Here is an 18,009-nt window from a genome sequence, read left to right as displayed (position 1 = left end):
ATATCTCAAAACCTTAAAGGCTTGTTGGGAAACTCCTCATGAACGCTTTGTTATGCACATGCTACGTAGTTTCTCAGTTCAGTTGCAGTAAGTCCCATTTATTACCATAGAGATCTTGGAACACCACCACTGTTCCGTATTCTTCCACACGAGGCTCTTCATTAAATACAACACCATTTTTCTTCATCAACTCATAGTCACGCCAGAAATCATTAGTTTGCAGAAACAAGAAAACACGACCACCTGTTTGATTTCCTACTGCGTGCGTTTGCTCCGGTGTACTTGCCTGAGCTAAAAGTAGGTTTGTACCATTGGAGTTTGGAGGAGAAACTTGAACCCAGCGTTTACCACCTCCTAGGTTGGTATCTTCAACCAGGGTGAATTGAAGTTTTTGAGTATAAAATTCGATAGCATCGTCGTAATTTTCAACGACTAGAGCAATGTTTCCGATTTGCTGCTGAACAGTTTTGGACATGATGATTTCCGCTATGTCAAAACGCTAATTGTACGCTATTTTGAGGCTTTTCTAGAAAGCACGTAACGCCTTGCAAAAGTGTAAGGCACACAATACGAATGTTTACGCACAGCGCCTTTGTCACTAGAACCTACAAACAATATAGCTACCACAAAAGTGTCGAATCTTGATTGAGCAACTTATTAAAGCCTTAGCTATAACTCAAGAGCAAACCTCTAACCTAATAACGAACGCTGCTCGTATGCCACGGTATTATAGTTCTTCTAGTTTTCCCTTAGCTAAATCTTCTTGTTGCTTAAGGAACATGAAGAAGTTTGCCTCACTGATAAACGGGTTACCGCTTGTGCCTAGTTTCTTCCTATTTTCAAAAAGGAAATTTTTATGTGGATGGTTCGAAAGGTTAACGTTCACAATAGGTGCCTGTAGTGAAATTTTTCTAATTTTCTCCATGCTACTCAGGAACTGGCCAATAACTTCTGGATCATTGCTATTTACGCTATGCCCACCAACGATAAAAGCACGATATTGTTCTCCATTATCTTCAACAGTGAAGTCTAAGGAATAATCACCTTCCGTGTGGCCAGGTGTGAGATAGAACTTAAACTCATGTCCACCAATAACCATAGAGCTATCGCTTTTTATCTCTATGTCTAAATTTGGAGGAAGGAACTTGTTCTCATCTTCGCTTTTGTTTGATTGCTGTATAGATAGTTCATGAGCGCTTTTGGTCATCACGACTTTGGAACCATACTTCCCTTGAAGTAACTGGGCGCCTCCGACGTGGTCAGAATGCCCATGAGTTACCAATATGTGCGTTATTGGCTTATCTTTTAGCCCTAGCTTCTCTAGGTTGATAGGTATCCACTCAGAGTAAGGGAAATCAAGCGTATCAATGATAACGAGTCCGTCGTCTGTAGCAATGGCATATGATGAGACCCACTTGTCTCCTACATAATAGACATTATCAAACATTTGAAATGGTTCTACATAACCGTTCTTATCATTCATTGCTGGAACATATTGACTTAAGGAAGCAAAAGACGAAGCACTGAAAAGTAAACCTACAATAATTTTTTTCACGAAATCACACACAAATATATCCTTAATAATTTCTTATAGAACCTCGCGGATGAGAAAGCTCTAAACGATTTTCAGAGGCAAATACAACTGCAAATACTTTCTACTTAGCTTGAGTTTTAGCTGACCGAATCACTTGTAAACTCGAACCCCATTAACTGCCTATGTATCTCATGATTCTTTTAGAGGTTAAATAAATGAACTCAATTGAAGCAGAGTCATGACGCTTCACTTGAGGTTACCGGCACAGCACAATGTGATAAACCTCTTTCAAGCAAACATTTGAATGCGATTTTTCCAATTGAAGACATGTTCAATAAATGCATCAACTCTTGCAGGCCTTTTATCACGGTCCCGATACATAATGAATACTTCTTTACCCGCGCATTGCCATTCTGGCAACAAAGGCAGCAGGTTATGTTGATCATGATTTAGCTCATGAAAGTAATAGGTTGGAATCCACGCAATTCCTAAACCATGAATGACGGCGTCTCTAACTAGTAGTACATCATTTGAAGTGAATTGAAACTTTAGCGGATGGTCAAATGTTTCATTGGTGATTTGATTAACTAATTTCCATTGGCTGTCGTTGTTTACCGTAATTAGGCGATGATGGATAAGTTGTTCTGGATGGGTAATCGGTTGGTGTTGTTCTAAATAGCTTCGTGATGCACAAAGCGCAAATGGAATCGACCATAATTTCTGAGCAATCCAGTCTTGTTCAATAAGATCACCAAGACGAAAACTAACATCGACACGGTTAGATACAAGATTGATTTTTTCATTCTGTACATCTAAATCGATACATATCTTCGGATGTTGCTCTGCAAATTCATAAACACACCGCTTTAACCACATCTGTGTCATGTTAATTGGCGCTGATATTTTGATCGTTCCGCTTAAAGACTGACGCTCAGTTGCAATTCTCGATGTCACATTATTTAAGCTAAGAAGTAACGGCTCACAGAGTTGATAATATTTTTCGCCATCAGTTGTTAGCGCAAAGTGGTGTGCACTGCGGTTAAATAGTCTGCAATTTAAGTTTGTTTCCAGCCTTTTTAACTTCCGGCTTAGCGTGGCTAACGGGACATTAAGACGCTCAGATGCTTGTGTTAGGCTTTGATAGCGAGCAACAGAAACGAATAACAAAAGGTCATCCAAAGAGTGACGTTCCATATTTGGGATTAACCCTCTTAAATTTGGCTATTAAAAATCAAATATGAAATATATAACATTATCGCGTCAAGTTAATTTTTATCAGGAAGATCTATGTCTAAGCATTTATCAATTTGGTGCGGTGTTGTTGTCGCTATCTTTTTTTGGTCTAGTAACTTTAACGTAATAAAGGCTATTAGTAGCGATGTCTCTCCTTTGGATTCAGCGACGTTACGGTTTTCCGTTGCAGCTTTAATACTCTTGTTGATAAGGGGTACCAAACGCTCTCCATATGGATCCAAACTCACACGAAAAAGCATGTTGTCGTTGTTTGTTATAGCGACCGTGGGTGTAACTATCCAAAACTTCTCTATTTTCTCTGCAATGAGCTTTACTACCCCAGTTAACGCAGCTGTTGTTCAGGCAAATCTACCACTTGTCACCATCTTGTTGTCGGGCTTTATTCTCAAGACTTCCATTTCGGTTAAAACTATTTTAGGTGCACTAATCAGTTTTTGTGGAGTGGTAATCGTCATTACAGGCGGAAATATTCATCCTATTGGCCGCAATAGTAATATTGGTGATCTATACATGTTATTTGCTTTAATTAGTGGGTGTTTATACACGATTCTAGCGAAGCGTTTAACATCTCATATCCCAGTAACTCAGCAGTTACGTTGGGTGTTAAGTATTGGTGCCATTCAAATGGTCGCTATAGCGATTTACCACGGCGACTTTAGCCGTAGCTTAAATACCATAACATTCAAAGACCTATCACTAATAGCGTACATGAGCCTGTTTGGCACTTTGATCGCTTATTACTTTTGGATGAAAGGTGCTATCGTTCTTGGTCCAGATAAAATGTCTCCATTATTTAATATTATGCCGGTATTCACTCTACTGATTTCGTTCATTTCTGGTGAGCAGGCTCAATGGAAAAATGTTTTAGGCGTCTTTATCGTTGCGGCTGGTGTGTATATAGGTAACTCAGCGCCTTTTGCTCGTTTACGGAGGTTAGCGGAGCAAAAATAGACGCCAACCTTAAGTCGCATTATTTAGCGCAATACTTTGTTAATTGGCATAAGTTTTCTTGGTTTCCAATAGGTACACTTTTTCGCTTTCGTCGTTCACTCTTTTATCTAACTTTATTGAGTGCATGTCGAAAATCTTCAATCTTTTGCTAAGAGCGTTTTTTACTATGTAAAAAACAGAGGAGAATGACCATGAAGAAACGACTCAACTATATTGAAGTAGCGCCAAAGGCAATAGAAATCCTATACGCTCAGGAAGCTTACTTCCATGAACAATTTAGCCAATCAGAAACCATGAACATGATCATATGGGAACTGGTTAAGTTACGCATATCGCAAATCAATCAATGTGCATTTTGTATCGACATGCATAGTAAAGATGCACTTAAGTTAGGTGAAAAGCCGGAACGCATATGGGGGCTTAGTGCATGGAAAGATATGCCATTCTACAGCGATGCAGAACACGTTGCACTAGGTTGGGCTGAATTACTAACTGCTGGCGTACCAGTAGATGATGATACCTATCAGCTGACCTTGAATACCTTCGGAGAAGAAGCTATGGTCAACCTAACAATTGCGATCAACGCGATCAATAGTTGGAACCGAATAGTTAAGGCATTTAAGCCAAAGGTTGGAGTCTATAAACCTCGATAATTCTATTTGACGATTCTTACTTGTAAGCCACTGCTTATACCTCAACTTAATATGATGAAAAGTACATGTATATCACTTTCTCATTTAAGTTGAGGTTAAATAGGATGATTCATTTGAACCTAGAATTTGATATTTTAAAACCTCAAAGGGCTTTAGCTGGCTATGTTCAAGCCATTTGGTCAGCATCCGTCAAACCTGATACGACGCAAACCGTATGTAAACAATTACTCAGTGATGCTGGTACAGGTGTGGTATTCATTTTACAAAATGAAGTACAAATGGATGGTGAACGGCAGGCGCCGGGGGTTGTCCTACTACCTGTGAGCATTCTTGCACATCAGGTCTGCCTACCGCCAGGCGCGGTGATGACTGGCGTACGCTTTCATCCTGCAGTTGGTTATCAACTATTTGGTAATCGCCTAGATCAGCTATTGCGGATTCAAGACGACCACCCATTGGCTTCTTCTGCGCTAGCAACATTTGAGTCTCTGAAAACAGCGCGTTCGCCGTCTGCAAGGATTTCTACTTTGTATCGCTGGGTTCAAGCACTGATTGAGGAATATGAACCACAGTACGTCCGCCACATCATTGACCAGCCTACAGGGACGCTCAGTCAGCGCCAGAGAGAGCGCAATTTTCAGAAATGGTTGGGGATTACTCCTAAACATTACCAACGCATTAAACGAGTGAAGCACACTTTAGAGCAACTCCGAGCGCAACCCGATCTTACTTTATCGGAGTTGGCGCTGGAGCAAGGTTTTTCCGATCAAGCACACATGACTAGAGAGTGTAAGCAGATTGCGCGCATGACACCGAAGCAGTTTGTCCGAAAGAGAAATCTCTAAACCCTATTAGTTTTGTACATCAAACCCAGTTGATTCAGAATCAACCAATCACTTGTTATGATGTTCGCTCATATATCACCTACTTTTTAGATCGCTCATTCCAGCTTGATGTGAATTTGTTAGCTCGCTTTTGATGCCGCGTGCTGCTCTACCATAAACGCGCTCACTTCTTCGTTTAAGCAAGATTTGCTGATGTATTGGCGTTGTTTACCAAGGTGAAGGATAAAGCCCAAATCAGTTTGTTCGAGTTGGTCGATATCATTCCAAGCGAGGCTGCGGTCAACTTTACCACTTTTGTAGCGCACGCCATCTGCATTCACTTCAAAAGCCACTTTACTGCCACGGCTTGAACTGATGGTTTGACGCCACAGCCACCAAGTTCTTTTGAAGTAAACGCTGCACGCTTCAATCACACTCAATACGATAAAGAACCAACCGACATAACCGTTAGGTAGCAGTTCAAACTCCAATAAAACCACACCAAAGATAAGAAACAGTATCCCTTTTAAGTACGCTTGTGGGAACTTCGTTCGCTGGCTAGTTTGATCATAACACTCAGCAAAGAAAGATTTGTCGAGTATGTATTCTGTAGTGAATTCGAAATCTTTAGACATGTATGGTTACTTCAAGGCTTCTGTAAATGAGTAATCTTGGTTGCACTCTCGCAACGCCTGCATTGTAGCGCTTCTCGGGATTTATCTTTAGTCCTTTTGATTCTGTTTTGTAAATCAATGATACCGCCACGCAAAAAAGACCTCGGTGCACTCGCCAAGATCAAACAAGGCGAACCATTTGGCTCGCCTTGTTAATTAATGGCCTGTGTTAAGTAATGACCTATGTGACTTCTTGAGTTTTCTACTTTAGAGGGTCGTTGTTTGGCAATGCACTGTGTATCCATACTGCCAGTCGGTGTTTGATGCTTGCGCCGTCTAGCTTACTTTCCGGTAGTGGTGTTATCTGTTTTGCATCGACCAAGAATAGGTAAATCGCTTTTACTCTTAGAGGTTGTGGTGACTGTGGAAGGTCAAAACCTTGTAGCTTCGCCATCTTACCACCAATCTCTAGTGCCTTCTTAACCAGTTTGTCTTCATTGTGAAGCTTGGAGCTTTTTGACATTGATAAATCCTCTTCTTCGCTTCGGCTAAGAATACATTAAGTATCGCCAATAACGTGTTATAAAACTCTCATATTGATTACGTAGAGTCGATTTTTTGGAATCTACATCGACAAAGATATACCAATTGGTTCGCCTTTCTTTTTCTGTCGCTTTCGATAATACTCTTGCGCAATATTACTCAGCTGGAAAATTTTATGCCTCAAGCAAACTCTGTGGTCGTACTCGACTTTGAAACCACTGGTCTCTCTCCTACTTTGGGTGACCGCGCAATAGAAATTGGTGCGGTAAAGTTAGTCGATGGCGAGGTTGTCGATAGTTTTCAGCGACTCATGAATCCCGGTTTCAGAGTGAGTTCTTTCATTGAGAACTACACCGGCATTACCAACAATATGTTGCGATCGGCACCAAGCTGCGAAGAGGTAATGGCGTCATTTAGTGAGTTCATTGCTGGCGAGAACCTTATCGCTCACAACGCGTCCTTCGATAAACGATTTTTAGATGCAGAGCTTGAACGAATCAACTGTGGTTATTCGGGTGAGTTTGCTTGCTCCTTACTGGTAGCAAGACGGCTCATTCAAGATGCTCCGTCACACAAGCTAGGTGAACTTGTTCGCTATAAAAATATCGACAACGACGGTGTTTTTCACCGCGCACTAGCCGATGCACAAATGACGGCCAAGCTTTGGCTCTTAATGGTCGAAGGGATAGAAAACTTAGGCGTCGCAAAACCAAGTTTTCAGTTGATGCAAACGGTTAGTAAAACAGCCAAAGGAAAAGTCGACCTGCTACTCGCCAAAAGCCGTGCTTAACTCCCTCCTCACTCAAAGTTCATTTTTGACTCTTAGACATTTAAGCAAGTTTCGATATACATAAGATATTGTGCATCCCAGTGAACTTCCTACTCCGAAAGCGGCAGTTCGCTGGTCTCCCCTACAAAACTGGCTTACTATGCCAGTTACCTAAAACGCTTTGTGAGTCACTCATGAGCAGAAAAAATAACAAAAATCTCAGCATTCTTCTTAAACTCAACATCTTTATTGCACCTTATAAATGGCGGGTTGCGGCGGCTTTGGTTGCCCTTGTCGCGACGGCAAGTTTGACGTTATCCGTTGGCTATGGGGTGCGTATTCTTATCGACCAAGGCTTTGCACAGCAATCATTGCAAGAGCTCACCAATGCGATTCAGTTTATTGTCGGTGTCACACTGTGTATTGCCATTGGGACCTTCTTTCGCTTCTACCTTGTGTCTTCCGTAGGTGAGCGCGTCAGTGCGGATATTCGCCTTGCGGTGTTTAACCATGTGATTACGCTGCATCCGAGCTATTTTGAGAACAACAGTAGCGGCGATATTATTTCGCGCCTGACTACCGATACCACGTTGCTGCAAAGTATTATTGGTTCATCGTTCTCGATGGCGATGCGTAGCGCTTTGATGTGCTTTGGGGCCATCATAATGTTGTTTGCCACCAACGTTAAGCTCACACTGATTGTGCTGGCTTCTGTGCCTTTGGTTCTGGTTCCAATTTTGTTTTATGGACGACGCGTGCGTGCGCTCTCTCGCCAAAGTCAGGACTCAATGGCCGATGTCGGCAGCTACGCAGGTGAAGCGATAGAACATATTAAAACCGTGCAAAGTTTTAGCTCAGAGCCGTACGAACGAGCGGCTTTCGCTGTCGAGGTGGAAAAAGCTTATGAAGTAGGCAGACAGAGAGTAAAACAGCGCGCAATCCTAATCTCTGGCGTTATTGTGATTGTGTTCAGCGCAATTGCAGGCATGCTTTGGGTTGGCGGCAGCGATGTGATTCACGGAAAGATGTCTGCGGGTGACCTAGCCGCATTTGTGTTTTATGCCATTATGGTTGCCTCATCGACTGCAACCATTTCCGAAGTCATGGGTGAACTGCAAAGAGCCGCAGGTGCTACCGAGCGACTGATTGAGATCCTTCAAGTAGACAGCGATATTAAAGCGCCAAGCAACCATTTGCCTGTCCGTTCCGACATGCCTGCTGAGGTTAACTTTAATTCGGTGAGTTTCAACTACCCTTCTCGCCCAAATCAACCTGCTATCAAAGGATTAAACCTAACCGCTGAACAAGGCAAAGTATTGGCGTTAGTCGGCCCTTCTGGTGCAGGTAAAACGACACTATTCGAATTGCTGCAACGCTTTTATGACCCGCAGCAAGGGCAAGTGTTGTTTGGTGGTGAAGATATTCGACAGTTCGACCCAAACGAGCTTCGGCGCCAAATGGCACTCGTACCACAACAACCCGCGCTGTTTAGCCATGATGTATTCCATAATATTCGCTACGGCAATCCAGAAGCCACGGATGAACAAGTCATCGAAGCCGCCAAAAAAGCTCATGCCCATGAGTTTATTGAGAAGCTTCCCGAAGGCTATCACAGCTTTTTAGGCGAGCGCGGCGTTAGACTATCAGGCGGTCAAAAGCAGCGCATTGCGATTGCTCGCGCGATTCTAAAAGATCCAAAAATCTTACTGCTGGATGAAGCCACCAGCGCCCTTGATAGTGAAAGTGAACACCACGTTCAGCAAGCACTTGAAACACTGATGAAAGGACGCACGACGCTTATCATTGCTCATCGTCTTTCGACCATCCAACATGCGGATAAAATTGCGGTGCTCGACAATGGCGAGTTAGTCGATGTTGGTAACCACCAATCATTAATGCAAAGCTGTGAGTTGTATCAGCGACTTGTGGCATTGCAATTTAAGCACTTAGAGTAATGCCTAGTTAAGCCCTCAAGAATAAGCAAAAACGGACCAAGAGATTTAATGCCAATAGCTTAACGATGTTTTTGTGTCATTCCAGCGAGCCTTGGCGAGACTAGGAATCTAATAGCAACGTGCTGAGTGGTTAAAGAGACAATTTTGACCATAAAGAGCTAGGATAGAAGATCCTATATCACGCACCTTCGTCGCTGTACAAGATGACGAAATACAAAAAGATGCCACTCGTAGTTAAACGAGCGGCATTAAACCAAGTGGTTCTCCTTTTAATACAGGAACTCAGGTAAGAATCCAGTAACCAGCGTACTCTCCCTTCAACTAGAAACACTCCTCCCCAAGTACCATATAAAATCCAATCAACTTCATTTGTAATAAGTTAGCTTTCAAAAATAGGAAATCACCACTGTAAAAGTTCACCGCGTTTTGTCTTGCTGACTATGGTTACAATATTTGTGAAATCAATGCCTTTAAACCAAATTAAAAGTAAGTGGCACCGAGATGAACAGTGAAGCGAAACAACTTTTTTATCATTTATGTCAGCAATACGATGCGCTTTCTCAAGAACTAGAGTCTCGCGCGTTTCCTGAGTTTTCCGAGACCATCACTCATCCGCTTGGACACTGCTTTGTCCGTTGCCCTGTTGGCAGTCAGCGCTTTTCCATTGTTGCAGTCAACTTTGCGCCCTCCGTTCGTGGGCAAGGCGTGCTTACTGCATTTATCGACTACATTAAAAGCAATCCATACCATTACCAAGGCGTTGAAGTCGCTATCATTGAAAACAAAAGCTTAGCAAAACGACTTTTGTCTCTTGGATGGAAGTATAAGTCTCTGTTTGGCAAAATTTTCTTCGCCAGCAAGCCGACCCTAGTGAAGGACTTTCAGTCCGCGTAATAGTTATTACGGCACCGCATCGGTATCCAAAGTAAAACCATCACTCAAAATCTGTAAGCATATTGAGAAAAGTTTGGCGATCTTCGGTTGTACTACCTCGATGAGCAGTGTATTCAACATGCTCGTTCGGGCTAGCTTTGGGTGATAAATTGATGCCCCACAGCGCGTTAATATGGTTTGGAACGATAGAGTAACGCACGTCAACAATTCGCATTTCGTTATTCGGGTCTTGCGCTACAAAACCATTTGAAAACCAACGGAAACGTTCAATATCTTTCGCTTGCTGCGATTGCGGGTCGAGCCATGGAAATTGTGTTTTTACATTGAGCTTTGGTGTGGATTCGCCAGGATAGATTTTTATTGAGCGCCCCACTCTTACCGCATCCACATAGTAGCTATCTTCCGTTTCATAAATCACTTTCCAGACCAAAAGATTGCCGAAGGTTGGTTTTGCTTTTAGCTGCACAGCACTGTGCTGTCGCTCTTGGACGATTTTCCATCCGGTCGCTTCTGCTCTATCTCGTTGAATCACCCCAAGTGTTAGATAAGCCAGAGACCATAGAAATGCGATACGCGCGTAATTTCGATTTTGCTTCAGTGCGGTAAAGAAAAGCAGGATCAAAATAGGAAATGTGAAAGCGGGGTCGATAACCGAGATTGTGTTCCAAGCATAGCGTATGTTGCTTATCGGCCAAAAAAGCTGAGTCCCATAGCTGGTGCAAGCATCTAACAGCGCATGGGTGCTATAACCAAGGGCACAATAAAACCAACTCTGTCGGAAGTTTAGCCCTCGTCTTTTTGCAAACAACGGATACAACACTAAAGCACAGAGAAAGCTGCCAAAAGGGATAAACAACAATGAATGGGTAAAGTGTCGGTGATATTCCAAAAACAGCAATGGGTCAGTTGATGAACGGATAAGTACGTCCAAATCCGGCGCCATCCCTGAAACCACGCCTAACACGCCAGCAGCCACAATGTGCCGCTTGTTACTCGCAGACTGTGGCAAAGCAGCGCCCAGTAAACCTTGCGTTAACGGGTCCATTATTTACGCCCGCAACGAAAATGTAGCCGAGATAGAAGGCATATGCGCTTCAAAATAGGCTCAAATTTAAAAACCAGAACGTTCTCCGACATAAATTATCCGTATTTAAGTGGATTGGAAGACACACCTTAATGACGCATTAAAGTGTTCGAAAACAAATACTTTGATTTTAGTGTAAGAAGGAATCGCCCTATTCGCTAGTGAGAAGCGAACCTAAAGCGAGGATCGTGGTGTACGTCAAAAGTCCAAAACTGCGGATTTTACAGATGCAAAAATAAAACAAGGCGAACCGGATGGCTCGCCTTGTTTACTGAACGATTAACGACAAAAACCTTAGTCTTGAGGGTTTTCTTTCGCGTTGATTTCAGCGTAAGTGTGCAGAAGTTCCGTCAATGTTTTTACCCAATCAAAAACATCCGAAGGTGTATTTTCGAGTAGCTTTTCCACTAATGCACAGTGTGTTTCTAACGTGATCGCCTCTTCCAAATGGAATGAAATCGCATAGAAATGCCAAAGAACCAGTCGCGTCATTCGCTCGCTATTTTGCTTCGCATTGTCTGAGTCATCAAACGCTTGTTGAATTTCACTCAGTGCGATTGCTGTCATGCGTAACATGGCATCAAGACGTGCAGACAACATACGGTCTTCGCTATCCACTTCTTCTTGATCGAAAGTAAATAGCTCATTCATCACGTCTTCCGGCACCATTTTACTGATCATGCGAGCACTAAACTCTTCCAGTTCATGACGAGGCATGGTTACAAGACAATCGAAGGTGTAATCACGAAGCATAAAATCACTCTAGGTTGGAAATCAATTTCAGCCACGCATTCTAAATACTGAAATCTCAATTGCCAGCGTTTATTTCTATTGGGCTATCGAAAAACTACAGAACACCGTTGATCGCGATACCAACACCAATGCGCTGCTGATTATGATCATAGTCAATCAAGCTCTTACCATACCCCGTCGAGTACTGTGCGTATCCCTGAAGTTTGCCCCAGATCGGAAATGACACCCCTAATTCGGCAAAGCCTTTATGCGTTTGGAAGTTCTGGCGGCCTAAGAAGGTAAACTCATAACCATTCCATTTGTACGCACTCGATAGCTCAAAGTGCCCCATGTAATCTTCGATATCCGGGTTATCATCACCTTTAGGATCATTCGGAGATGTTTTTTCATCCTCAGGTATACGCCACCACGGTTGAAGAGAAACCGCAAAATTGTCTTTCGCAAAGGTTAAGTTGGCGTAAACACGATTCCAACTGCGCGATAACTCTTGTCTCTGCCCATTCGACTCATGTTCAATACCAAAACCTAACCAAGTCGAACCATCAAGTGGCTTCCAGTCTGTCGGAGTATAATAAAAAAGCTCAGGACGATAATTGGTTTCACGAAATGGACGCGATGCTGCTCCTGTATACACCTGCCAAAATGACTTGAGCGTCATACCAAAGAACAAACCATCCCCATCAAACAACAAATCGTCGTAGTTCATTGGCACTTTAAAACTAATTTGGAACTCCGCTTCTTCCTTACGCAGCTCATCCCCGTACTTAGTGTCTGCATAAGCACGCTTATTTACGCGATCACTGTAAGTGAACGGCAAGATGTAGTTAACACGATGCGCCACCAAACTAAATGGTTCAAATGCGTTTTCTCGTTCTGACTCCAAACGCTTGTCGACCAAGCTTTCCTGAAGCTCCTCAGGTTCTTCAATTTCTGGTTCAGCGGGCACTGTACTTGTTACTGCATCGAGCTCACACTGCGCGCGAATGCTCTTTATGGTTTCCTCACCTTCGCTTTGCTTGATTTTGTCTAGCAAACATAAATCATAAGCACTGGCTGTTTCTCCCATCGCAACTGGCGCTGCCAATAAGCTCAGTATTGATATCCCTGCCACTTTTGAAGCCATCTGAAACCCTTAATATTCTTTATGTCAAACCAGATAATTTTAATTTTTCTTGGTAAACCGCTTGCCATTCTGGCGTTAAGGCAATGTTAAATGTTCGCCGACTTTACGTCTTGGATAAATACGACAGACCTCAAACATATCGGCCCACTATGAGCAACGCGCCAAAAACGACCAAGAGTTGAGCATCATAAATAACAACAAAAACAACTCGTTTGCATGATGCTCATATTCCCTATGCAAAATACTGGCTCGCCACTTTGATTGCAAACCCGACTATGAATAAACCCAAGCCATAAGCTAAATGCGCCAATGTGCTAAGAACACGGGCTTTCCAAGGTGTTGGGGTTTTACTGGCAGCAAAACCAAATCCTAGACAAGGTTGAATGACAAAAAAAGGGAACACCAACGTGACCACACCAGTGGCTAAGCCGGGCACTAGACTAGGCTCTACCAACCAATGATGCCCAAAAGCAGCAATGTGAGCCAAAGCGAAAACAACACCAATGGCATAGTGCAAAAACCAACCGAGTGCTTTTTCTCCCGAAATCGGGTCTGTTGCCATAATTGGCGCATGCATAAGCTTTCCTTTGGGCATGTACAAAACCCAGCGCGCGACAAATGCATAGTTTAGTGAGGGAATACCAAACACTCTCCTTTGTAGCCAAGCCCATAAATCCATTATCAAAGTCGCACCAATCCCTATTAGCGCCGCTTGTAATCCTATTAAAAACAGCATTTTTCGCTCCTCAAGTTTTTGATTTGTTAAGGTCTTAGTTGCATGCTACAACTTAAAGCCAACTTGAAGTCAATGAGGAATAATATGGATATTGCAGAAGTGGTTAAAAAATCAGGATTGCCGACCTCAATGCTCAGATACTACGAACAGTTGGGGTTAATTCGCTCGATAGGAAGGAATGGATTGAGACGTCAATATTCACCAGAGGTACTCAATAAACTCAACATCATTAGTTTGGGGCGTATCGCTGGAATATCACTTAACGAAATGGCAGAAATGTTGAATCACTCAGAAGGTTCAAAACCATACATTGATCGTGACTTACTGGCGAAAAAGGCGCTTGAAATTGATGAGCAAATAACACGTTTGAAAGCGGTGCGAGACAGCCTAAACCATGTTGCCACCTGCCCTCATGAGTCACATATGGACTGTTCTTCATTTCAGAAGCTTATGAAGGTCGTAAAGCGTTATGTCCCCAAAAAAACGCGATAAACCACTCTGCTTATTCTTGATGTAAAAGGAAGCAACTCGCGGTTGTGAGTTACTTCCTCTCATTTTTTACTTAGCTTGCGCTTTTACGTACTTCTTCACTTTTTTCATCGCCATTTTTTGCTTTAGCGGTGAAAGATAATCAATGAACAAGTTACCAGATAAGTGGTCGATTTCGTGCTGCATCACAATCGCTAAAAACTCATCGCTCTCGATTGTCATCGGGTTACCATCACGGTCCAATGCAGACACAACAACTGATGTGTAACGCTCTACATCGGCGTAGTATTCGGGAACAGATAGGCACCCTTCTTGACCAAGTGCTTTGTTTTCTCCGCTCACCACTTCAGGGTTGACCAAGATTAAAGGATCATTGCGTTCGTCAGAGATATCGATGACAACAACCGCCTCTTTTCTGCCCACTTGGGTTGAAGCTAAACCGATGCCATTGCCCGTTGCGTAAAGTGTTTCTAGCATATCGTCGATCAACGTTTGTACTGTCGATACATCAGTGACTTTTTCTGCTTTTACTTTAAGCCTTGGGTCTGGAATGGAGAGAATTTCGAGGACTGCCATACTTACCTTTCGTTATCTGTAAATCGTAATTTCCGGCGAATTATACACACGTTTGGGCAGACATAAACAGGTTGAGTTTTCGTGGAAATACCGTTTCGTCTAAAACATTCGATTTTGCTAGAGACCAAAGAGGCACCAAGGAAGAGAAAACAATAACGCCAGTACGATATAGCTGGCGTCTTTTTTACGTATCTATCTTTAAGCCTTCGTTATATGTGAGTTACGCACTCTTTTGCGCTTTTAGCGAAACCTTAATCGCCATTTTTTCACCACTCTTGAAAATAAAGTACCCGAGACAAACGGTTATTAACGTTAACATAATGATAATAATACTGAACCAGCCTAGTTCCGCTATCAGTTCAAATATAGAGATGCCCAAAAACATTAAGATGAGAGAAAACACCACTAAGCTCGATAAATTCCAAAGCAGCACTGAATACCATCTCGTTGTCGAAGGCATTATATTCCCTGTTTTATAGCCAAAATAATATCCTACACTCATCGCTGGTATTAACGTTCCAAGAAAGCCGATACCGTTCATTTCCATGCCAGAAATGTACTCAATAATAAATAGCAGTATGGCCAAACAAACTGATGCCAAACACAAAAGCGACGTTACAAAGAGCACCGAGGGAGCGTTGTTTTCTGTTGAGTAATTATTTTTCGATTCCACTTTCATTTCCTTCCATTTATTTCAATAAAATCAGACTTTAGATCATGCTGCCGCTTGGACAGCCTAGAGAAACAACACCGCCATAACTCGTTGTGGGTGTAGCTACCATGACTAAATCAACAGGAAGAAACACAACGTCCGTTGCTAACGACAAAGGAATGTCAATCAATGAAAGTGGATATAACGCGATGGAAGTAATATCAGATCTTAAATAGCAAGGTTGTCGTGCGACTGATAACGCGGTGCCTGAAAACGGCTTTCCGTATCCGCCACCAGCATGCGCATCTATAGATGAACACCCCACCATTAAAGATGCTGACACCACAAGACATACAACTTGTAGCTTTTTAAATATATTTATTTTCATTTAACCTAGATTCCAACTAACTATTATTTTTTAAAACTAAACCCTCTCTCTCAAATTGTATATTCAATGAATTTACTCATATAGGTCTAGTGCAACCATGTTAATACGTTCTATGTATTAGAAACAATTCATTTATTGCCAATAGCACCCGTGAGTTCATGCGACGTGACTAGAATCGCACTTGATTTTTTATGCAAGCACCAAGTTAAGCTCAACCTATTCGCTTTCCCGTTGGAGTCGCGTACCTTTCATCTGATGTAAAAAAGCCGCCAGAACCATTTGGCTCTGGCGGCTTTTGTTTTTATCGAAAACTCGATTACTGCTGTAGCTTCGCTTTGGCTTCTACTACTTTGGAGAAGTCTAGGCCTAGCTCTTCCACTGCTTCTTTAATCAGTACAGGGTTTTGCATTACCTGCGCCATTAACGCTTGAAGCTGATCTTGTGGCAGACCTAGTTGGCTGATAGTTGCCATTGCAGCCAGAGGGTTTTGAGTTAACGCCTGAAATAGCTCGTTGATTTGCTCGTCGCTAATATTGTTTTCTTTCAACATCGCAAGAATCGGGTTCATCAAATTACCTTTAAATACTATGTAAAACAGACCCGCAGTTTACCATTGGGTTTTGTTAGTTTGCACGCAGACTTTAACCACCACACCACCATCGACCAAGTTATGGTCGAATATTGGTGAACGTTGCGGTAGTGACTCCATCACTTTGCGATGAAAGCGCTTTTATATCCGCGTTAAAGTAATATGGATTAAGTGGTATTTTACTCTCGGCTGGTCGCGCGTAGTAAAGCTTAGCGGGCTGTTTTGCCATTTGTTGCGCGTACAAATACCCTACCAACGCATGTTCAAACTGGTGGTAACCATTTCCCCAATGGAACGCTTTGGTTGATTTAGGATTCAGACCAACACCTCCGTATTGATGATCCACCCACACGTCCATAAAGGTGGGTAACGTGTATTGCAACGTTTCTTTCATCGAATCATCGACAAGAGAAACCGTCATCGCCGCTTGATCGAGTTCTGCCCATTCCCAAGACGAGCTATAGTGTTTGTGCGGTCTTGATTGCCAAGCAGGAATGCTCTCTTGCGTCCATTTACTCTGCCATTCTGGCGAGAAGAACGCTTTGACTTGCTCAAAGTTTTGCTGGTATTGCGCTTGTTTAAGCGTGTGTTTCATTCCTTTGAAACCAAACTCTGTCCAATTGGAATTCTCCAACAACTGACCAGTGAGATACGTCATCCAATACGCTTTGATGGTGTGTCCAAAATCATTGTGTTTCGCATCTGGCATCATTACCGCTTTGTGGTGTATCGCGCCATAAAAGCGCTGCTCTTTGTCGGAGTGGTAGTTATCCAGCATCACTTGCGTCAGCCATTGCAGATCTTGCTTCCACTTGGCTTGCGCTGGCTCTGGTAAAAGTGGCGCCGTTAGCAACAGATAGCCATTAATTTGGTCAAGTTGAGCGACTAACTCTTGCTGCTTCTCACTTTCCCCATCACCATCTTTCAAAACCCACGCCAGACCGCGATCATCGCTTCGTCGGTATTGTTTAAATATAAACGCTTGCTGGTCGATAAGTGCTTGTTCAACCTTTGGATCTTGCGTCAAGTAGTAGTACATCGCCAAGCCCACCAAGGCGTAAGCTTGGTCTTGAGAAGTTCGCTGTTGCCACTCCATCCCCGGTTTTCCACTACGCGTAAAGCTCACGAAGCCACCGTTTTTCTCATCTTGTAGATGATCAATCAGGTAATAAGCCCCTTTCTTGGCTAGCTCTAATGCTTGTTTGTCACCCGTAAGATGAAAAAGCACGCCATAAGCGTAAGTTTGACGCGATTTCATGCGTGTGTATTCGCGATCGAAGTGCGGGCTAATCCACCCTTTGTTTAATTCTTCACACGGTTTTTGTGGGTCGAGAATGACACCGTTATCACAACGAAATGTCGGAAAATTCCCCGCAGGTTGCCCATGCGCACTTTCCATCATCCAATATGGAGCTAGACCATTTGTCACATGGTTTAACCAATCATCCCCCGAAGGCAGGTCCACATCAGCAAAGCTGTTCATGCTCGTCGTTGCGAGCAATAAGGTAAGATATTTAAAAGACATAATACTCAATTAAGTTATTGAATTTTATCCAGTATAAATAACTCCCTTTACACATATTGTCGTCGTGGTCACAATCGCCTTACGCATTTGTTTGCATTATTCA

The 18,009-nt window shown here is 42.8% G+C and carries 21 protein-coding genes; 7 read left to right on the top strand and 14 right to left on the bottom strand.

The features are described 5' to 3' along the window. Positions 1-73: 73 nt before the first annotated feature. The 3 genes from LIX84_RS03240 to LIX84_RS03230 all read right to left on the bottom strand — a co-directional run bounded on the left by LIX84_RS03240 (position 74) and on the right by LIX84_RS03230 (position 2,728). Complete coding sequence (locus LIX84_RS03240; protein WP_006742276.1) at positions 74-475, bottom strand: VOC family protein; 402 nt, start codon at positions 473-475, stop codon at positions 74-76. Between the two features lie 252 nt (positions 476-727). Continuing rightward, positions 728-1,555 carry an MBL fold metallo-hydrolase gene (locus LIX84_RS03235; protein ID WP_226420612.1) on the bottom strand — a complete coding sequence of 276 codons (828 nt, stop codon included), beginning with the start codon at positions 1,553-1,555 and terminating at the stop codon, positions 728-730. A 267-nt stretch (positions 1,556-1,822) separates the two neighbouring features. Further along, the gene (locus tag LIX84_RS03230) at positions 1,823-2,728 is read right to left on the bottom strand and encodes a LysR family transcriptional regulator (RefSeq protein ID WP_065646283.1); all 906 of its coding nucleotides are present in this window, start codon (positions 2,726-2,728) and stop codon (positions 1,823-1,825) included. Between the two features lie 93 nt (positions 2,729-2,821). Here LIX84_RS03230 and LIX84_RS03225 point away from each other — a divergent pair, with 93 nt between their 5' ends. From LIX84_RS03225 to LIX84_RS03215, 3 genes are all read left to right on the top strand, one after another. Then, the gene (locus LIX84_RS03225; protein WP_226420611.1) at positions 2,822-3,739 is read left to right on the top strand and encodes a DMT family transporter; all 918 of its coding nucleotides are present in this window, start codon (positions 2,822-2,824) and stop codon (positions 3,737-3,739) included. A gap of 191 nt (positions 3,740-3,930) precedes the next feature. Beyond that, positions 3,931-4,392: a carboxymuconolactone decarboxylase family protein gene (locus LIX84_RS03220; protein WP_226420610.1), complete on the top strand. Its 462-nt coding sequence runs from the start codon at positions 3,931-3,933 to the stop codon at positions 4,390-4,392. Positions 4,393-4,496: 104 nt separating this feature from the next. Next, positions 4,497-5,237, top strand: coding sequence for a helix-turn-helix domain-containing protein (locus LIX84_RS03215; protein ID WP_226420609.1), 741 nt, complete (start codon positions 4,497-4,499; stop codon positions 5,235-5,237). A 119-nt stretch (positions 5,238-5,356) separates the two neighbouring features. Here the strand turns inward: LIX84_RS03215 and LIX84_RS03210 are convergent, their stop codons facing one another. Together LIX84_RS03210 and LIX84_RS03205 are read right to left on the bottom strand one after the other, a co-directional pair. Next, positions 5,357-5,851: a YcxB family protein gene (locus LIX84_RS03210; RefSeq protein ID WP_226420608.1), complete on the bottom strand. Its 495-nt coding sequence runs from the start codon at positions 5,849-5,851 to the stop codon at positions 5,357-5,359. Between the two features lie 241 nt (positions 5,852-6,092). Continuing rightward, positions 6,093-6,353, bottom strand: a complete 261-nt coding sequence (locus LIX84_RS03205; RefSeq protein ID WP_176296782.1) for a DUF5062 family protein — start codon at positions 6,351-6,353, stop codon at positions 6,093-6,095. Positions 6,354-6,548: 195 nt separating this feature from the next. On the opposite strand from LIX84_RS03205, the gene LIX84_RS03200 reads away from it, so the two are divergent. The 3 genes from LIX84_RS03200 (at position 6,549) to LIX84_RS03190 (ending at position 9,991) form a co-directional block, all read left to right on the top strand. Continuing rightward, positions 6,549-7,163 (top strand): 3'-5' exonuclease, encoded by a 615-nt coding sequence (locus tag LIX84_RS03200; RefSeq protein WP_226420607.1) that lies wholly within the window; start codon positions 6,549-6,551, stop codon positions 7,161-7,163. A 173-nt stretch (positions 7,164-7,336) separates the two neighbouring features. Continuing rightward, the gene (locus LIX84_RS03195) at positions 7,337-9,097 is read left to right on the top strand and encodes an ABC transporter ATP-binding protein/permease (protein WP_226420606.1); all 1,761 of its coding nucleotides are present in this window, start codon (positions 7,337-7,339) and stop codon (positions 9,095-9,097) included. Between the two features lie 501 nt (positions 9,098-9,598). Further along, positions 9,599-9,991: a hypothetical protein gene (locus tag LIX84_RS03190; protein WP_104970657.1), complete on the top strand. Its 393-nt coding sequence runs from the start codon at positions 9,599-9,601 to the stop codon at positions 9,989-9,991. A gap of 40 nt (positions 9,992-10,031) precedes the next feature. Here LIX84_RS03190 and LIX84_RS03185 read toward each other — a convergent pair whose 3' ends face one another. The 4 genes from LIX84_RS03185 to LIX84_RS03170 form a co-directional block, all read right to left on the bottom strand. After that, positions 10,032-11,036 (bottom strand): metal-dependent hydrolase, encoded by a 1,005-nt coding sequence (locus LIX84_RS03185; protein ID WP_226420605.1) that lies wholly within the window; start codon positions 11,034-11,036, stop codon positions 10,032-10,034. A gap of 333 nt (positions 11,037-11,369) precedes the next feature. Continuing rightward, on the bottom strand, positions 11,370-11,828 hold the full coding sequence (locus tag LIX84_RS03180) for a hypothetical protein (protein WP_005395188.1): 459 nt from the start codon (positions 11,826-11,828) through the stop codon (positions 11,370-11,372). Between the two features lie 94 nt (positions 11,829-11,922). After that, positions 11,923-12,951 carry a phospholipase A gene (locus LIX84_RS03175; RefSeq protein ID WP_226420604.1) on the bottom strand — a complete coding sequence of 343 codons (1,029 nt, stop codon included), beginning with the start codon at positions 12,949-12,951 and terminating at the stop codon, positions 11,923-11,925. Between the two features lie 232 nt (positions 12,952-13,183). After that, a complete protein-coding gene (locus tag LIX84_RS03170; protein WP_226420603.1) occupies positions 13,184-13,687 on the bottom strand; it encodes a DUF2938 domain-containing protein in 504 nt (167 codons plus the stop codon). Positions 13,688-13,771: 84 nt separating this feature from the next. Between LIX84_RS03170 and LIX84_RS03165 the strand changes: the two genes are divergently transcribed. Further along, on the top strand, positions 13,772-14,179 hold the full coding sequence (locus tag LIX84_RS03165) for a helix-turn-helix domain-containing protein (RefSeq protein ID WP_226420602.1): 408 nt from the start codon (positions 13,772-13,774) through the stop codon (positions 14,177-14,179). Between the two features lie 66 nt (positions 14,180-14,245). On the opposite strand, the gene def is transcribed toward LIX84_RS03165, so the two are convergent. The 5 genes from def to LIX84_RS03140 form a co-directional block, all read right to left on the bottom strand. Further along, complete coding sequence (gene def / locus LIX84_RS03160) at positions 14,246-14,752, bottom strand: peptide deformylase (RefSeq protein ID WP_006742287.1); 507 nt, start codon at positions 14,750-14,752, stop codon at positions 14,246-14,248. A gap of 220 nt (positions 14,753-14,972) precedes the next feature. After that, positions 14,973-15,431: an ABZJ_00895 family protein gene (locus tag LIX84_RS03155; RefSeq protein ID WP_226420601.1), complete on the bottom strand. Its 459-nt coding sequence runs from the start codon at positions 15,429-15,431 to the stop codon at positions 14,973-14,975. A gap of 31 nt (positions 15,432-15,462) precedes the next feature. Further along, on the bottom strand, positions 15,463-15,792 hold the full coding sequence (locus tag LIX84_RS03150) for a YceK/YidQ family lipoprotein (protein ID WP_329958988.1): 330 nt from the start codon (positions 15,790-15,792) through the stop codon (positions 15,463-15,465). A 316-nt stretch (positions 15,793-16,108) separates the two neighbouring features. Next, positions 16,109-16,360, bottom strand: a complete 252-nt coding sequence (locus LIX84_RS03145; protein WP_005395194.1) for a DUF2999 family protein — start codon at positions 16,358-16,360, stop codon at positions 16,109-16,111. Positions 16,361-16,460: 100 nt separating this feature from the next. Further along, entirely contained in the window at positions 16,461-17,906 is a 1,446-nt protein-coding gene (locus LIX84_RS03140) for an N-acylglucosamine 2-epimerase (protein ID WP_226420599.1), read from the bottom strand. Positions 17,907-18,009 lie beyond the last annotated feature (103 nt).

Origin of the sequence: Vibrio sp. E14 (assembly GCF_020515785.1) — a bacterium.
In the GTDB taxonomy this organism is placed as follows: Bacteria; Pseudomonadota; Gammaproteobacteria; order Enterobacterales; family Vibrionaceae; genus Vibrio; species Vibrio diabolicus.
This window is presented reverse-complemented; position numbering and strand designations above follow the sequence as displayed.

Excerpts from the sequence above, each read along its gene's own strand:
- LIX84_RS03240 (WP_006742276.1), bottom strand. The coding sequence starts at position 475 with ATGTCCAAAACTGTTCAGCAGCAAATCGGAAACATTGCTCTAGTCGTT.
- LIX84_RS03230 (WP_065646283.1), bottom strand. The coding sequence starts at position 2,728 with ATGGAACGTCACTCTTTGGATGACCTTTTGTTATTCGTTTCTGTTGCT.
- LIX84_RS03225 (WP_226420611.1), top strand. The coding sequence starts at position 2,822 with ATGTCTAAGCATTTATCAATTTGGTGCGGTGTTGTTGTCGCTATCTTT.
- LIX84_RS03220 (WP_226420610.1), top strand. The coding sequence starts at position 3,931 with ATGAAGAAACGACTCAACTATATTGAAGTAGCGCCAAAGGCAATAGAA.
- LIX84_RS03215 (WP_226420609.1), top strand. The coding sequence starts at position 4,497 with ATGATTCATTTGAACCTAGAATTTGATATTTTAAAACCTCAAAGGGCT.
- LIX84_RS03210 (WP_226420608.1), bottom strand. The coding sequence starts at position 5,851 with ATGTCTAAAGATTTCGAATTCACTACAGAATACATACTCGACAAATCT.
- LIX84_RS03205 (WP_176296782.1), bottom strand. The coding sequence starts at position 6,353 with ATGTCAAAAAGCTCCAAGCTTCACAATGAAGACAAACTGGTTAAGAAG.
- LIX84_RS03200 (WP_226420607.1), top strand. The coding sequence starts at position 6,549 with ATGCCTCAAGCAAACTCTGTGGTCGTACTCGACTTTGAAACCACTGGT.
- LIX84_RS03195 (WP_226420606.1), top strand. The coding sequence starts at position 7,337 with ATGAGCAGAAAAAATAACAAAAATCTCAGCATTCTTCTTAAACTCAAC.
- LIX84_RS03190 (WP_104970657.1), top strand. The coding sequence starts at position 9,599 with ATGAACAGTGAAGCGAAACAACTTTTTTATCATTTATGTCAGCAATAC.
- LIX84_RS03185 (WP_226420605.1), bottom strand. The coding sequence starts at position 11,036 with ATGGACCCGTTAACGCAAGGTTTACTGGGCGCTGCTTTGCCACAGTCT.
- LIX84_RS03180 (WP_005395188.1), bottom strand. The coding sequence starts at position 11,828 with ATGCTTCGTGATTACACCTTCGATTGTCTTGTAACCATGCCTCGTCAT.
- LIX84_RS03175 (WP_226420604.1), bottom strand. The coding sequence starts at position 12,951 with ATGGCTTCAAAAGTGGCAGGGATATCAATACTGAGCTTATTGGCAGCG.
- LIX84_RS03170 (WP_226420603.1), bottom strand. The coding sequence starts at position 13,687 with ATGCTGTTTTTAATAGGATTACAAGCGGCGCTAATAGGGATTGGTGCG.
- LIX84_RS03165 (WP_226420602.1), top strand. The coding sequence starts at position 13,772 with ATGGATATTGCAGAAGTGGTTAAAAAATCAGGATTGCCGACCTCAATG.
- def (WP_006742287.1), bottom strand. The coding sequence starts at position 14,752 with ATGGCAGTCCTCGAAATTCTCTCCATTCCAGACCCAAGGCTTAAAGTA.
- LIX84_RS03155 (WP_226420601.1), bottom strand. The coding sequence starts at position 15,431 with ATGAAAGTGGAATCGAAAAATAATTACTCAACAGAAAACAACGCTCCC.
- LIX84_RS03150 (WP_329958988.1), bottom strand. The coding sequence starts at position 15,792 with ATGAAAATAAATATATTTAAAAAGCTACAAGTTGTATGTCTTGTGGTG.
- LIX84_RS03145 (WP_005395194.1), bottom strand. The coding sequence starts at position 16,360 with ATGAACCCGATTCTTGCGATGTTGAAAGAAAACAATATTAGCGACGAG.
- LIX84_RS03140 (WP_226420599.1), bottom strand. The coding sequence starts at position 17,906 with ATGTCTTTTAAATATCTTACCTTATTGCTCGCAACGACGAGCATGAAC.